We start from the raw sequence: 15,143 nt of genomic DNA on the forward strand, positions 1-15,143 counted from the left end.
AGGCAGCGTGACGAAAGGGGGTGAGCTGCCCCGTTGGAGGTAATCGATCAGAAGAAGCCCATCGCATTGGGATTGTAGCTGACGAGCAAATTCTTGGTCTGCTGATAATGATCGAGCATCATGCGATGGTTTTCGCGCCCGATGCCCGATTGCTTGTAGCCGCCGAACGCCGCGTGCGCGGGGTAGAGGTGGTAGCAGTTCGTCCACACGCGCCCGGCCTGAATGCCGCGGCCCATACGGTATGCGGTCGTGCCGTTGCGCGACCACACGCCGGCACCGAGGCCGTAAAGCGTATCGTTGGCGATCGCGAGCGCATCGGCCTCATCCTTGAACGGGGTTACCGCCACGACGGGGCCGAAAATCTCCTCTTGGAAGACGCGCATCTTGTTGTTGCCGGAGATGATCGTCGGTTCGACATAATAGCCGCCGCCGAGTTCATCACCGTGCTGCGCGCGCTTGCCGCCGGTCAGGATCTTGGCACCTTCGCCCTGCGCGATGTCGAAATAGGACAGGATCTTTTCGAGCTGGTCGTTCGAGGCCTGTGCGCCGATCATCGTATTGGCGTCCAGCGGGCTGCCCATCTTGATCTTCTCGACGCGGGCCACGGCCTTTTCCATGAAGCGGTCGTAGATGCTCTCATGCACCAGCGCGCGGCTCGGGCAGGTGCAGACCTCGCCCTGGTTGAGCGCGAACATCGCGAAGCCTTCCAGCGCCTTGTCGAGGAAGGCATCGTCCTGATCCATCACGTCGGCAAAGAAGATGTTGGGCGATTTGCCGCCGAGTTCGAGCGTGACGGGGATGAGGTTCTCGGTCGCATATTGCATGATCAGACGGCCGGTAGTCGTCTCGCCGGTGAAGGCGATCTTGGCGATGCGCTTGTTCTGCGCGAGCGGCTTGCCCGCCTCGACGCCGAAGCCGTTGACGACGTTCAATACGCCTTCGGGCAGCAGATCGCCGATCACGTCCATCAGGACCATGATCGACATCGGGGTCTGTTCGGCCGGCTTCAGCACGACGCAATTGCCGGCGGCGAGGGCGGGAGCGAGCTTCCACACCGCCATCAGGATCGGGAAGTTCCACGGAATGATCTGGCCGACGACGCCCAAGGGCTCATGGAAATGATAGGCGACGGTGTCGTGATCGATCTCGGAAATGCCGCCTTCCTGCGCACGGATGCAGCCGGCGAAATAGCGGAAATGATCGATCGCCAGCGGGATGTCGGCGGCGGTCGTCTCGCGGATCGGCTTGCCGTTGTCGATCGTCTCGACCATCGCCAGCAGGCTGAGCTTCTGTTCCATGCGATCGGCGATCTTGTTGAGGATCACGGCGCGCTCGGCGACCGAGGTCTTGCCCCAGGCATCCTTCGCCTTGTGCGCGGCGTCCAGCGCCAGTTCGATATCCTCGGCCGTGCCGCGGGCGACCTGGCATACCGTCTTCCCGGTGACGGGCGAGGGATTGTCGAAATACTGGCCGCGCACCGGCGCGACCCACTGGCCGCCGATGTAATTGTCGTATTTCGAGCGGATGGCGACATCGCCCTTAAGCGACTCAAGTGCCTGATGCAGCATGCGAACTCTCCTGTCTGGTCACAGGCGGTCCCGATGCCGCCTGCATGAATTTCTGGCAGGATAATCCGCTTCTCAACGCGGCAACGCTATTGCACCAATGGCCAACTTGCCCGCGTGGCCGGGCAGGTCATTGTGCGGATCGTGAAAATGGCCGGGATCATGCCGGTTGGTCGTCCATGGAGAGTTTGCATGAAGCGCGTTGTGTCCGTCGCCCTGATCCTGTCTGCTGCCATCGCCACGCCGGCACTGGCGAAGGATGTGATCGTCCATATGAAGAACCAGGGCGCGGGCGGGGCGATGGTGTTCGAGCCGGCGTTCGTGAAGGCGATGCCGGGCGACACGATCCGGTTCATGCCGACCGATCCGGCGCACAATGCCGAGACGATCCCGACGATGCTGCCCGCCGGGGTGACGCCGTCGAAGGGCGTGATGAACAAGGAATTCACGCTGAAGGTGACGACGCCGGGCGTGTACGGCATCAAGTGCCAGCCGCATTATTCGATGGGCATGGTCGCCTTGGTGCAGGTCGGCAACGGCCCGTCGGCGAACCTGGCAGCGGCCAAGGCGGTGAAGCTTGCGCCATTCGCCGCCAAGCGTATGACTCCCCTTCTGGCGCAGGCGAAGTAAGATGACGACGTTCGTGGTAACCTATCCGGTGCAGGACGGCGCGAAATTCGACGCCGATTATTACGTCGCCAAGCACATCCCGCTGGTGCGCGAAAAGTGGACGCAATACGGCCTGACCAGTGCGACGGCATTGATGCCGGATCAACCCGAGCCGCCGTATCTGGCGGTGGCCGTTCTGGAATTCGCCGATGGCGCGGCGCTCGATGCGGCGCTGGGATCGGCGGAGGCGGCGGAGGTGTTCGGCGACGTGCCGAAATTCACCGATATCGCGCCGGTCGGGGTGCGCTGCGAAGCGCGCTGATCCTTCTCCGCCGATGAACTATGCGGCGCGCACCCGGCTGTTGTGGTGCATGGGCGCGCTGCTCGTCGCGCTGGCCGGTATCGCGGTGACCTTCTTCCTCGCGATGGCGAGCGCGGGGCGCTATTTCGATCAGGCGGCGCTGGCGCAGACGCAGCTCGCCAGCGTGTCGCAGATCGAGGCGCTGGCGCTCGGTGGCGGTGGAACGGGCGAGATGCAGGCATTGCTGGCCGACTACCGCGTGTCGATCGCGCGGGAGGATGCGCTGACCGGCACCGGTGCGCGAGAACTGGCCGAGGCGCGCGAATTGGGTCGGCTTGCGGCGGTTCATGACGATGCAGGTTTGCGCGCACTGGTCGTGCATATCGCGACGCGGGAGCGTGGCGAGACGCGGGAGATCGCCGCCGCGATGCAGGGTCTGCGGACCTGGATGTCGATATTGGCCGGGGTGCTGATTGTCGGCAGCGCGGCGTTGGCGGTGGCGGCGGGCTGGGCCTTGTGGTCGGCCAATCGCCGGCTGGAAGATCAGGTGGCGGCGCGGACCGCTGCGCTGGCCGACAGCAATGCGCGGCTGATCGAGGTGGATCGATCGCGTCGCGTTTTCCTCGCCAAGGTCAGCCATGAATTGGGGACGCCGGTGACGGTGATCCGGGGCGAGGCGGAGGTGGCGCTGGCCGATCCCGCGCCGACCGTCGCGACATTAAGCGAGGCGCTGGGGCAGATCGATGTGCATGCCGACCTGTTGTCGCGTCGCGTCGCCGATCTGCTCGGGCTGGCGCGGGCGGAGGATGGGCGGATCGCGGTGGATCGGGTACCGATCGATCTTGCTACGATCGTCGGCGATGCCGCGCGGCAGATCGGGCCGCATGCCCGGTCGGCGGAGGTGATCGTGCGGGTCGCGGCATCGGAAGCACTGCCGGTGCTGGGCGATGCGAAATGGCTGACCCAGGCTTTGGTGGCGATCCTCGACAATGGCGTGAAGTTCTCGCCGTCGCACGGCGTGCTGACGCTGGCGGCTGAGCGCGACGGCGGGGAGGCGGTGATCGTGGTGAGCGATACCGGGCCAGGGGTAATGGCGGGCGATTTGCCGCGTCTGTTCGATGCCTATTACCAGAGCGATGCCGGGCGGCTGCGGGGCGGCACCGGGCTTGGCCTTGCCCTTGCCCGCTGGGTGGTGGATCAGCACGGGGGCACGATCGCTGCGGCATCGGGTGTCACGCCCGGCTGTACCATCACGATGAGGTTGCCGTTGTCATGACCGATGTGCTGCTGGTCGAGGACGATCCCGGTATCGGGCGCTTCGTGTGTCGCGGTCTGGAACGCGAGGGATATCGCGTCGCGTGGGAGCGGCAGGCGGCGACGGTGCCGGCGGCGATGCGCGGGCGGAATTTTGCTGCGCTCCTGCTCGATCTCGGATTGCCGGACATGGATGGGCTGGACCTGTGTCGGTCCTTGCGGGAGGGCGGTGCGACCACACCGGTGCTGATGCTCACCGCGCGCGGCGAGCTTGGCGATCGGCTCGACGGCTTCGCCAGCGGGGCGGACGATTATCTGCCCAAGCCGTTCGCCTTTGCCGAACTGCTCGCGCGGCTGGCGGTGCTGGTGCGGCGGCATAAGGAGCGCGCGGTCGATCCGGTGCGCTATGGCGCGCTGACGCTCGATCCGGTGGCGCGCAAGGTCGAGGTTGCGGGGGTGCCGATCACGCTGGGGCCGCGTGAGTTCGATCTGCTGGCGGCTCTGGTTGCGGCGGAGGGCGGGGTGATCGATCGCCCGACCCTGATCGCGACCGTGTGGGGCGACCAGACGACGATCAACGACAATACGCTGGACGTCTATATCGGCTATCTCCGCCGCCGCTTTGCGGACCATGCCGCAGCACCCAAGGTCGAGACGTTGCGCGGGCGCGGATACCGCCTGAGCTGATGTCCGACCCAAAGGACTAGGCAATCTGAGGGCTTTCTCAGGCTCTCCTTCGGTCGGCGCAATATTACTCCGAACGGACCGGATCACCGGACGAGTTTGGGGGACGATGCATGACGAGACATTTCCTGAAGGCCGGCGTGGCCAGCGCCGCGTTGCTGTTCGCAGGTGGAGCGCAGGCACAGGATCAAAGCGATCGCGCGGAGATCGTCGTCACCGCCACGCCGCTGAACGATGTCGGCGAAGGCGCGTTGCCGCTGCCCGCGCAGACCGCGAGCGACGAACAGATCGAGGCGGCGCATGCGATCGACCTGACCGATTATCTCAAGCGGATGGCCGGCGGCGTGTTCGTCAACGATGTGCAGAACAACCCGCTGCAACCCGATATCAATTATCGCGGCTTCACCGCATCGCCCTTGCTCGGTACGCCGCAGGGCCTTTCGGTCTATGTCGATGGCGTGCGCGTGAACCAGCCGTTCGGCGATGTGGTAAGCTGGGACCTGATCCCGAAATCAGCGATCCGCTCGGTCAGTCTGGTGCCGGGATCGAACCCGCTGTTCGGGCGCAACTCGCTGGGCGGCGCGATCTCGGTGCGGACCAAGGACGGGCTTTCCGATCCGGGTTTCGAGGTCGAGGGCAGCTATGGCTCGTATCATCGCCGTACGGCGGAGGTTCAGGCCGGCGGCAAGACCGATAGCGGGTTCGACTGGTTCCTGAGTGGCGACTATTTCGCCGAGCGCGGCTGGCGCGATTTCTCGCCGTCGGAAGCGTATCAGGGGTTCGGCAAGCTCGGCTGGTCGGACGCGGCGACGCGGATCGCGCTGTCGGGCAGCTATGCGAACACCGATCTCAACGGCAATGGCTTGCAGGAACAGCGGCTGCTCGCGGCAAGTCGGTCGAGCGTGTACACCAAGCCGGACAACACGAAGAACCGCGCCTATCTGATCAACCTGACCGGCGAGCATACCTTCTCCGACAGCCTGTCGTTTTCGGGTAACGCCTTCTACCGCCATATCCGAACGCGGACGTTCAACGGCGACATCAACGAAGGGTCGCTGGGCGAGAATCTCTATCAGCCGAATGCGGCCGAACGCGCGGCGCTGACCGCCGCTGGGGTCACCGGTTTCCCGACCAGCGGCGAGACGCAGGCCAACACGCCGTTCCCCAGGTTCCGCTGCATCGCCAATGCCTTGCTCAACACCGAGCCGAATGAGAAGTGCAACGGCCTGATCAATCGCTCCGCCACCGATCAGGGTGAATTCGGCGCGACCGGCGAACTGACGCTGACATCCCCGGTGGGGAGCATGGACAATCGCCTGACGATCGGCGCATCGTTCGTGCGCAGCACGGCGAAGTTCACGCAATCGTCGCAATTCGGGTATCTGACGCCCGATCGCGGCATCGTCGGCGTCACCGGGCCGGGGGCGTTTGCCGATGGCACGCAGAATTCGGAGAATGCGTTCGATGCCCGCGTCGATCTGCGCGGGCGCACGACGAGTTTCTCGTTGTACGGTTTGGACACGCTGCATTTGACGCGCACCCTGCAAATCGATCTGTCGGCGCGCTATGATCACAGTTCGGTGCGCAACCGCGACCGGATCACGCCGGGCGGCGGCACCGGATCGCTCGATGGCGATCATAAGTTCAGCAAGCTCAATCCGGCGATCTCGGTCGCCTGGAACCCGAACAAGGCGATCGGGGTGGACGCCGCCGTCGCGCAGACCAGTCGTGCGCCATCGGCGATCGAACTCGGCTGTTCCGATCCGGCGAGTCCGTGCCGCCTGCCCAACGCCCTGGCCGGCGATCCCCCGCTGAAGCAGGTGGTGGCCACCACGTTCGAAGGCGGCGTGCATGGCGGTGGTAAGGGACTCACCTGGCGGGTCGGTGCTTTTCGCACCGATGCGCGCGATGATATCCTGTTTGTGGCGGACGACACGGCGGGCTTCGGCTATTTCCGCAATTTCGGGCGGACGCGGCGGCAGGGCGTGGATGTCGATGCCAGCTACACGCTCGGCCAGTTTCGGCTGTCCGGGCATTACACCTGGCTCGATGCGACCTATCGCAGCCCGGAGGTGGTAAACGGCGGCGGCAACAGTTCGAACAATGGCCCCGCGCCGGGGTTCGAGGGCGAGATCGCCATCGCCAAGGGCAACCGCATCCCGCTGATCCCGCGCAACGTGTTCAAGGCGGCGATCGGCTGGGATCCGATCAAGGCCTTGTCCTTCGATCTCGACATGATTGCGGTGTCCGGCGCGAATGCGCGTGGCAACGAAAATGGCGCGCATCGGCCGGACGGCATCTATTATCTCGGCGAGGGCCGGACGCGTGCGTACGCGGTGGTCAATTTCGGCGCGGAGGTGCGCCCGATCGCGCGCGTTTCGCTCTATGTTCAGGTCAACAATCTGTTCGACAAGCAATACGCCACCGCCGCGCAACTCGGTACGACTGGCTTCGACGCGAGCGGCAATTTCGTTGCCCGTCCGTTTGCCGGCCCGGTGATCGGTGGCGAGCGGCCGCTGCTCGGTTCGACCTTTTACGCACCGGGTGCGCCGCGCTGGGTGCAGGTGGGTGCCAAGATCCGGCTTTGATCCTTGTCGGGGGCAGGTAGCCGGGCTTTGCGAACGGCAAGTCGAACTATGCTCGCTAATTCCTATGCGTTCGATAGGAATAGAGTCGTTACGGCGCGGGATTGGTTCCGCGCCGGTACGGTTCAACCATGCGAGGAGTTCTCGATGATGCGTTGCCATTGTCTCCACCGGCCCCCCGGGACACGCTGTCGCCCCTAAGCCCCTGACGGCCATTTCCCCATCGTAGCAGCCTGAGCGCCTTCGCGGCGCGAGGGTGAAGCTGTGTCCGCTCCGCTCGCCGATCAGGCTTGCGGAATGGGATAGGCGCGTCCGATCGATGGCCGACGACACACGACGATCACCAGAAACTCTTCCAAAAACATAAGGGGAAGGGCAGCGATGACGCATGCCTATCGACGACTGAAACTGATTGCCGGCGCGGCACCATTGGCTTTTGCTGCGCAGCATGCGGCGGCGCAGACCGTGGCACCGATCAAGATTGCGAGCCTTGATCCGATCGCGTCCGCCAGCGGGCCGGAGGCCGTGGAGGCTGAGCCTTCCAGCGAAGTGATCGTCACCGCCCGCCGCCGCGAGGAGCGCGCGCAGGATGTGCCGATCGCGCTCAGCGTTGTGGGCAGCGAGCAATTGGCGGCGCGGGGCGATTTCCGGCTCGATCAGGTGCAGCAATTGGTGCCGTCGCTACAGGTGTTCAGCTTCAATCCGCGCAATACAAACATCAACATTCGTGGCCTCGGATCGAACGTCGCGCTGACCAATGACGGGCTGGAGAACGGCGTCGGCGTCTATGTCGACAACGTCTATTACGGACGCGTCGGGCAGAGCCAGTTCGATCTTGTCGATCTCGATCATGTCGAGGTGCTGCGCGGGCCGCAGGGCACGTTGTTCGGCAAGAACACCACGGCGGGCGCGATCAACATCAGTTCGAAACTGCCTAAGTTCAACTGGGGCTTCGACGGCCAGGCGGATGTCGGCAATTACGATTTCTATCAGTTGCGCGGATCGCTCACCGGGCCGCTGATCGACGGCCTCGCCGCGTTCCGGCTGAGCGGGGCTTATACGGATCGCGGCGGCTTCCTCTATGATACGACGACGAAGCGCGACGTCCACGATTACCGCAACGCGACGATCCGCGGGCAAGTGTTGCTGACCCCCGCGCCGAACCTGACCGTGCGGCTGATCGGAGACTGGGGCAAGCAGGACCAGAATTGCTGCATCAACGTGCTGGTCGGCAGTTTCGGCACATATGACAACGGCGCGGCGATCGCGAACAACTTCACCGATCGCACGACGCGGCTGGGCTATGCGCCGCCGCCGTTCGATCCGTTCGCGCGACGCACCGATGCCAATTCCCGCTTTCAGGCGAACATGAACACCTGGGGGCTGTCGGGCGAGATCAACTACGATATCGGCCCGGCGACGATCACCTCGATCACCGCCGGCCGGCGCTGGAACTGGTATCCCGGCAATGACGGCGATTACACCGCTCTGTCGATCAACCTGCAGAGTCAGCAGCAGAATTTCCAGCGTCAGTTCAGCCAGGAAGTGCGCATCGCCTCCAACGGCACGAACACGATCGATTATGTCGGCGGGCTCTATTATTTCTATCAAAACGTCATCGGGCGCGGCACGACCGAGACCGGTGTGGATGCCGGGCGGGCCTTGTACCCGGCGGTCCCGGCGGCTGTTTCTACGATCGCCGCGAACGGCCTGCTGACCAATTCGCGATCCGACCCGCACACCCGCAGCTTCGCCGCGTTCGGGCAAGGCGTGTGGCATATCAGCCCGTCGCTCAGCCTGACGGCGGGCTTGCGCTTCACCCACGAGGATAAATGGGGCTCGTACAGCAGCACCCGAGTGTTCGAACAGCCGACCACAGGCTTGACCGCGGCACAGATCGCTCAGGTAACGACGATCCGCAACACGCTCAGCCCGATCGCCGCCTTCAGCGTTTCGGCGAAGAACGACAGTCTGTCCGGACTGGCGACCCTGGGCTGGAAACCGACCGACGACGTGCTGCTGTACGCAACCTATTCGCGCGGCTCGAAATCGCAGGGGCTCAACCTGACCAACCTGCCCGCCGGCGTCTCGCCGCTGGTCGAGCCGGAGAAGGTCAACAATTACGAGATCGGCCTGAAGTCGCAATTCTTCGATCGCGCGGTGACGCTCAACCTTGCCGCGTATCAGACCGACGTGACGCAATATCAGACGACGATCGTGCAGCAGATCATCGGCACGACGACCTATATCAATTACATTGCGAACATCCCCAAGGTCCGATCGCGCGGGTTCGAGGGCGATGCCGTGTGGCAGATCGACCGCCATTTCGGCGTAACCGGATCGATCGCCTATACCGATGCGACCTATGTCGATTATCCGAACGGCCCCGCGCCGGTCGAGCAACTGAACCTGGGCCAGGTGCGCAGCATGACCGGGCAGCCGCTGGCCGGCGTGCCGAAATGGTCTGCGGCGCTGGGCGGTGACGGCACGGTGCCGTTGCGCGAGGGCGTGGACCTCTACGGCCATGCCGACTGGTCCTACCGATCCTCCTATTACACCGTTGCAAGCAACAGCCGGTACGGGCTGGTGCCGGGGTACGACGTGGTAAATGCGCGGGTCGGGGTACGCCTAGCGGACGGCAAATACGATCTGTCGCTGTGGGCGCGAAACCTGCTCAACAACGACTATTTCCAGACGTTGAGCGTGCTCAATTACGGCCTCGTCACCGCGACACTGGGCGATCCGCGCACCTTCGGCGGCACATTGCGCGTCAAGTTCTAGGCAGGAGCGGCAGATGGCCAGCATTCCCTATTTCGCGCACGTTGCGGACACGCCCCGCCCGGAGAAGGTTCGCAGCGACCGCGCGGACGGGTTGCGGCTGCTCGGGTTCGGGTCGCTCGCGATCCCGATCGCGGGGGCGGGCCTGCCGCTCGTATTGTTTGTGCCGCAATTGTACGCGACGCATTACGGCCTGTCGCTCGCGGCGATCGGATTGGTATTCTTCATCGGCCGTTTCTGGGATGTCGTCAGCGATCCGCTCGTCGGCGCGCTGAGCGATCGGACGCGGAGCCGGTTCGGGCGGCGGCGGCCGTGGATCGCGGCGGGCGGCGTGCTGTTCGGCGTCGGTTCGACGCTGTTGTTCTTCCCGCCGGACATCGTCTCGCCGCTCTATCTCGGGGTCGTCCTGTTCGTGTTCTACAGCGGATGGACGATGATCGAGATTCCGTTCTCGGCTTGGGCGGGGGAATTGTCCGGCGAATATCACGAACGCACGCGCGTGGTGACCTATCAAGCGACGATGCGGGCGATCGGGCTGGTGCTGACGCTGATCCTGCCGACTCTCCTCGAACAGGTCCGTCCGGCCGATATCGCGCTGAAGCTGCACGTCGTCGGCGGGTTCATCCTGATCACGCTGGTGCCGACCCTGTTGCTGACATTGTTCGTGCTGCCCGAACCGCCCCGGCCGGTCGAGCGCCTGCCCCGCGCGCGTTTCTGGCAGACGACGACGCTGATCCTGCGCGACCGGCTGCTGCTGCGCGTGCTTGCTTCGGACACGGTGGTGACCGCGGGCCAATCGATCCGCGCCGGGTTGATCGTGTTCTTCGCGGTGAATTATATGGGCCTGCCCGCCTGGGCGAGCGGGCTGTATCTGCTGCAGTTCACCTTCGGCATCCTGGCCGGGCCGATCTGGCTCGCGATCGGAAAGCGGCACGGCAAACGGCGCACGGCGATCGCCGGCGAACTGGCGCAGGCGGCGATCAACATCGGCCTGATCGCGGTGTTCCCCGGCATGCTGTGGCTGCTGATCGCGCTCGCCGTCGCGCAGGGGCTGACGCAGGGCTCGGGCAATCTGATGCTGCGCGCGATGGTCGCCGATGTGGCCGACGCGCACGAACTGGAGACCGGGCACAACCGCACCGGCCTGTTCTTCTCGGTATTCAGCCTGACGATGAAGCTGGGGCCGGCGATCGGCATCGGCCTCGCGCTGCCGCTGGTCGCGTGGTTCGGGTTCCAGCCCAAGGGCCACAGCACGGCCGAGGCGCTGGAGGCGTTGAAATACGTCTTCGCGCTCGGCCCCGCGCTCGCCCACATCATCGCGGCATCGCTGATCTGGCGCTTCCCGCTCGACGAAGCCGCGCACACCGATATCCGCCGGGCGCTGGATGCCCGTGCCGCCACCTGAAGTTTTCGAAGAAGGAGAAGTGCCATGACTGCCTTGATCCACCATTTCGACAATGTGAAAGACGCCGACAATCCGCTGCACGTCGTGCCCGTGGGCGGGCGCATCGGTGCCGAAATCCGCGATGTGAAGCTGAGCGGCGATCTCGATGAAACGACGATCGCGGCGATCCGCGCGACGCTGTTGCGCCACAAGGTGATCTTCTTTCGCGAACAGGATCATCTGACCGACGACAGCCACGAGGCGTTCGCGGCTCTGCTCGGCGAGCCGCTGGCGCATCCAACGGTGCCGGTGGCAGAAGGATCGCGCTTCCTGCTCGAACTGAATTCTAAGGAAGGCGAGGCGGCCTCGGCCTGGCATACCGACATCACCTTCCTGCCGGCGTTTCCATCCGCGTCGATCCTGCGCTCGCTGATCATCCCGCCGGCCGGGGGCGATACATTGTGGGCGAACGGTGCGGCGGCCTATGCCGATCTGCCCGCGCCGCTGAAGGCGCTTGCCGATCGGCTGCGCGCGATCCACACCAACGCCTATGATTATGCCGCATCGCGGCCCGAAGCGTCCGAAGACCAGATCAAACGGCACCGCGAGATCTTCGCCTCGACGGTGTACGAGACCGACCATCCGGTGGTGCATGTTCACCCCGAAACGCAGGAGCGCGTGCTGTTGCTGGGCAATTTCGTGAAGTCGTTCGTCGGCCTGAACCGCGAGGATTCGGCGAGGATCTTCAGCCTGTTGCAGGATCACATCACCAAGCCCGAGAATACGGTGCGCTGGCGCTGGAACCCGGGCGACGTGGCGATCTGGGACAATCGCGCGACCCAGCACCGTGCGATCGCCGATTTCGGGAAGCAGCGCCGCTGGCTGCGTCGCGCGACGATCGCCGGGCAGGTGCCGGTGGGGGTGGATGGTTCCGGCAGCCGGGTGGTGAAGCCCGAGCCGCAGCGGGAACTCGTCGCGGCGGAGTGATGTGCATTTAAACTCCCCTCCCCATCGGGGAGGGGTTGGGGGAGGGGCAGTGCAGAACGCTGACATCCGCGTGACTTCCCCACCCCAACCCCTCCCCTGAAGGGGAGGGGCTATCAATTTCGAAGGGCGATGATGAAGAAGCGCTACATATTACTCTCCGCCGCCACCGTGCTGGCTCCCCTTGCTCTGCTGCAAGGGGCGGCACCCGCCGCGCCAGCCAAGGCGGCGGAGCCGGCGCGCAGGCCGAACATCCTCATCATCGTCGCGGACGATCTCGGTTATTCCGATATCGGTGCGTTCGGTGGCGAGATCCGCACGCCGAACCTCGATGCGCTCGCCGCGCGCGGGCTGAAGCTGACCGGCTTCCATACCGCGCCGACCTGTTCGCCGACCCGGTCGATGCTGCTGTCGGGCACCGACAACCATCTCGCCGGCCTCGGCAATATGAGCGAACTGCTCGCCCCCAACCAGCGCGGCAAGCGTGGCTATGAGGGGTATCTGCCTAGCGATATCGTATCGCTGGCGGATCGGCTGCACGATCTGAGCTACGCCACATTGATGTCGGGCAAATGGCATCTCGGCACGCGGGCCGAGGACAGTCCGGCGCGGCATGGGTTCGACCAGAGCTTCGATCTCGCGCAGGGCGGCGGCAATCATTACGGGCTGGATATCTCCAAGAAGCCGGGCGATTTCGGGACGACCTATTGGGAAAATGGCCAGCAACTCGCCGCTTTGCCGGCCGATTTCTATTCGTCGGACACGTTCGCCACGAAGTTGATCGAACAGTTAGGCAAGGCGGACAAGGCCAAGCCGTTCTTCGCCTATCTCACCTTCACCGCGCCGCACTGGCCGCTTCAGGCGCCGGACGAGGACGTCGCGCGCTACAAGGGCAAATACGATGCCGGGTTCGAGGTGCTGCGCGAGCAAAGGCTGGCGCGGCTGAAAGCGCTCGGGCTGATCCCGAAGACCGTCGCCGCGCATCCGTTGGAGTTCCTCAAGGGCAGCAAGCGCTGGGCGGATCTCTCCGCGAAGGAAAGGGCCGAGCAATCGCGCGCGATGGAAATCTATGCCGCGATGGTCGATCGGATGGACCAGAATGTCGGCCGCGTGATCGCGCATCTGAAGGCGACCGGGCGGTATGACAACACGATCATCCTGTTCACCGCCGATAACGGGGCGGAAGGGCTGGATGTCGCAAATGCCGAAATTCCCGGCCTGTCGCTGCGCGTGAAGGCCGCCGACAACCGGCTGGAGAATTGGGGCAAGGCCACCTCCTATATCGGCTATGGCCCCGGATGGGCGCAGGCGGCGACCGCGCCGTCCTGGCTCTACAAGGGCTTCACCACCGAGGGCGGCACACGAGTCGCGGCGTTTATCAACTGGCCCGGGGGCAAGCGCAGCGGCGTCTCGGGCGTTTACGGCACGGTGATGGACGTGGTGCCAACACTGGTCGAGGCGGCGGGCGGCGAGTGGCGCGGCAACAGCTATGCCGGACGCACCGTGCAGCCGGTGCGCGGATCGAGCTGGAAACCGTATCTGACCGGCGCGGCGACCCGCGTTCACGCGCCGGACGAGCAGGTCGGCAGCGAATTGTTCGGTCGCCGCGCGATCCGGCAGGGCGACTGGAAGGCGGTGCATCTGGGTGACGGATGGAAGCTGTTCAACCTTGCCGACGATCCCGGCGAGACGCGCGATCTGGCGAAACGCGAACCGAAGCGACTGGCGACGCTCGCCGCCGCCTGGGATGTTTATGGCAAGCAGGTCGGCGTGATCCTGCCTTCGACGCCGGCGACCTTCCCGTGATCCGACCGCTGCTGCTGGTCGGGGCCACGCTGGCGTTGCTGGGGGCGGATGCGCCGCCTGTGCCGGCCCATGCCGTCTTCGCGCAACGCTGCGGCGGGGATCGCAGCGACGGCAGCGTGCGCGTTCCCGCCAGCCGGTTCGCGATGGGCAGCGATCGTTTCTACCCGGAGGAGGGGCCACCGACGCAGACCGAGGTCGACGCCTTTCGCATCGACGCGCATGAGGTGACCAATCGCCAGTTCGCCGCCTTCGTCGCGGCGACCGGCCATGTCACCGAAGCCGAGAAGCCGGGCGGCGGCGCATTCGTCTTCGTGCCGCCGCGCCGGCCGGGCGATACGCCCGACCCGGCGCTCTGGTGGCGCTTCGTGCGCGGTGCGAACTGGCGGCATCCGCATGGGCCTCACACCGACCTGAAGGGGCGCGCGGAGCAGCCGGTGGTCGATGTCACCTATGCCGACGCCGCCGCTTACGCGCGTTGGGCCGGGCGCGCCTTGCCGAGCGAAGAGCAGTTCGAGGCCGCCGCCCGATATGGCTTGCGCGATCCCGATGCCCGGCCCGATGCGCGCCATGCCAACACCTGGCAGGGCAGCTTCCCGGACAGGAACAGCGGCGAGGACGGCTATGTCGGCCCCGCCCCGGTCGGCTGTTTCGAGCCCAATGGGGTGGGGGCGTACGATCTGATCGGCAATGTCTGGGAATGGACCAAGAGCTGGTATCTGCCCGGACACGGAGCATTCGCGACCGGGGACGGCACGCCCGGCAACCCGAGCTTCGACCCGCGCCAGCCCGGTGTCCGGGCGCGCGTGATCAAGGGTGGATCGTTCCTGTGCGCGAACAATTATTGCGCGCGCTACCGCCCCGCCGCGCGTCACGCCCAGGAAGAGACGCTGGCGGCTTCGCATCTGGGATTCAGGACGGTGGCGCTGTCTAGTCCAAGAGCCAACTGACGCTCGCTTGTGGGCAACTTGCTATCTAACACCCGTCACCCCGGACTGGTTCGGTGATCATCCCATTCAAACAAGCACGCTTCCCCGGCCAAGGCCGGGGTCCAGTCGCGAAGGTCGGAGTTACGTCGCGCAGCGCCCGATCACTTCTGTGTCCCGACTGGGCCCCGGCCTTCGCCGGGGAAGTGCTGAATGTACTTGTCTGAATGGGATAAGCACCGACCTGTTCTGGGGTCCACCAAGCGGCGT

At 65.0% G+C, this 15,143-nt stretch carries 11 protein-coding genes; 10 read left to right on the plus strand and 1 reads right to left on the minus strand.

Translation table 11 applies throughout. The features are described 5' to 3' along the window. Positions 1–47 precede the first annotated feature (47 nt). Positions 48–1,568 carry an aldehyde dehydrogenase gene (adh, locus tag U1738_RS00510; RefSeq protein ID WP_332787080.1) on the minus strand — a complete coding sequence of 507 codons (1,521 nt, stop codon included), beginning with the start codon at positions 1,566–1,568 and terminating at the stop codon, positions 48–50. A 189-nt stretch (positions 1,569–1,757) separates the two neighbouring features. On the opposite strand from adh, the gene U1738_RS00515 reads away from it, so the two are divergent. The 10 genes from U1738_RS00515 (at position 1,758) to U1738_RS00560 (ending at position 14,897) form a co-directional block, all read left to right on the plus strand. Next, entirely contained in the window at positions 1,758–2,195 is a 438-nt protein-coding gene (locus tag U1738_RS00515; RefSeq protein ID WP_332787081.1) for a pseudoazurin, read from the plus strand. Position 2,196: 1 nt separating this feature from the next. Continuing rightward, the gene (locus U1738_RS00520; RefSeq protein ID WP_332787082.1) at positions 2,197–2,496 is read left to right on the plus strand and encodes an EthD family reductase; all 300 of its coding nucleotides are present in this window, start codon (positions 2,197–2,199) and stop codon (positions 2,494–2,496) included. 13 nt (positions 2,497–2,509) lie between these two features. After that, the gene (locus U1738_RS00525) at positions 2,510–3,751 is read left to right on the plus strand and encodes a sensor histidine kinase (protein WP_332787083.1); all 1,242 of its coding nucleotides are present in this window, start codon (positions 2,510–2,512) and stop codon (positions 3,749–3,751) included. After that, a complete protein-coding gene (locus U1738_RS00530) occupies positions 3,748–4,416 on the plus strand; it encodes a response regulator transcription factor (RefSeq protein ID WP_332787084.1) in 669 nt (222 codons plus the stop codon). Before U1738_RS00525 ends, U1738_RS00530 begins: the two co-directional genes overlap by 4 nt. Positions 4,417–4,526: 110 nt before the next feature. Next, positions 4,527–7,001: a TonB-dependent receptor gene (locus U1738_RS00535; protein WP_332787085.1), complete on the plus strand. Its 2,475-nt coding sequence runs from the start codon at positions 4,527–4,529 to the stop codon at positions 6,999–7,001. 378 nt (positions 7,002–7,379) lie between these two features. Next, entirely contained in the window at positions 7,380–9,779 is a 2,400-nt protein-coding gene (locus U1738_RS00540; protein ID WP_332787086.1) for a TonB-dependent receptor, read from the plus strand. A gap of 13 nt (positions 9,780–9,792) precedes the next feature. Continuing rightward, positions 9,793–11,181 carry an MFS transporter gene (locus tag U1738_RS00545; RefSeq protein ID WP_332787087.1) on the plus strand — a complete coding sequence of 463 codons (1,389 nt, stop codon included), beginning with the start codon at positions 9,793–9,795 and terminating at the stop codon, positions 11,179–11,181. A gap of 24 nt (positions 11,182–11,205) precedes the next feature. Further along, entirely contained in the window at positions 11,206–12,147 is a 942-nt protein-coding gene (locus tag U1738_RS00550; protein WP_332787088.1) for a TauD/TfdA dioxygenase family protein, read from the plus strand. Positions 12,148–12,279: 132 nt separating this feature from the next. Continuing rightward, positions 12,280–13,950, plus strand: a complete 1,671-nt coding sequence (locus U1738_RS00555; RefSeq protein ID WP_332787089.1) for an arylsulfatase — start codon at positions 12,280–12,282, stop codon at positions 13,948–13,950. Next, positions 13,947–14,897 carry a formylglycine-generating enzyme family protein gene (locus tag U1738_RS00560; RefSeq protein ID WP_332787090.1) on the plus strand — a complete coding sequence of 317 codons (951 nt, stop codon included), beginning with the start codon at positions 13,947–13,949 and terminating at the stop codon, positions 14,895–14,897. Before U1738_RS00555 ends, U1738_RS00560 begins: the two co-directional genes overlap by 4 nt. Positions 14,898–15,143 lie beyond the last annotated feature (246 nt).

It is taken from the genome of Parasphingomonas caseinilytica (assembly GCF_036663755.1).
GTDB lineage: Bacteria > Pseudomonadota > Alphaproteobacteria > Sphingomonadales > Sphingomonadaceae > Sphingomonas.

Coding starts and splice junctions, on each gene's coding strand:
- adh (WP_332787080.1), bottom strand. CDS start 1,568: ATGCTGCATCAGGCACTTGAGTCGCTTAAGGGCGATGTCGCCATCCGC.
- U1738_RS00515 (WP_332787081.1), top strand. CDS start 1,758: ATGAAGCGCGTTGTGTCCGTCGCCCTGATCCTGTCTGCTGCCATCGCC.
- U1738_RS00520 (WP_332787082.1), top strand. CDS start 2,197: ATGACGACGTTCGTGGTAACCTATCCGGTGCAGGACGGCGCGAAATTC.
- U1738_RS00525 (WP_332787083.1), top strand. CDS start 2,510: ATGAACTATGCGGCGCGCACCCGGCTGTTGTGGTGCATGGGCGCGCTG.
- U1738_RS00545 (WP_332787087.1), top strand. CDS start 9,793: ATGGCCAGCATTCCCTATTTCGCGCACGTTGCGGACACGCCCCGCCCG.
- U1738_RS00535 (WP_332787085.1), top strand. CDS start 4,527: ATGACGAGACATTTCCTGAAGGCCGGCGTGGCCAGCGCCGCGTTGCTG.
- U1738_RS00540 (WP_332787086.1), top strand. CDS start 7,380: ATGACGCATGCCTATCGACGACTGAAACTGATTGCCGGCGCGGCACCA.
- U1738_RS00550 (WP_332787088.1), top strand. CDS start 11,206: ATGACTGCCTTGATCCACCATTTCGACAATGTGAAAGACGCCGACAAT.
- U1738_RS00530 (WP_332787084.1), top strand. CDS start 3,748: ATGACCGATGTGCTGCTGGTCGAGGACGATCCCGGTATCGGGCGCTTC.
- U1738_RS00555 (WP_332787089.1), top strand. CDS start 12,280: ATGAAGAAGCGCTACATATTACTCTCCGCCGCCACCGTGCTGGCTCCC.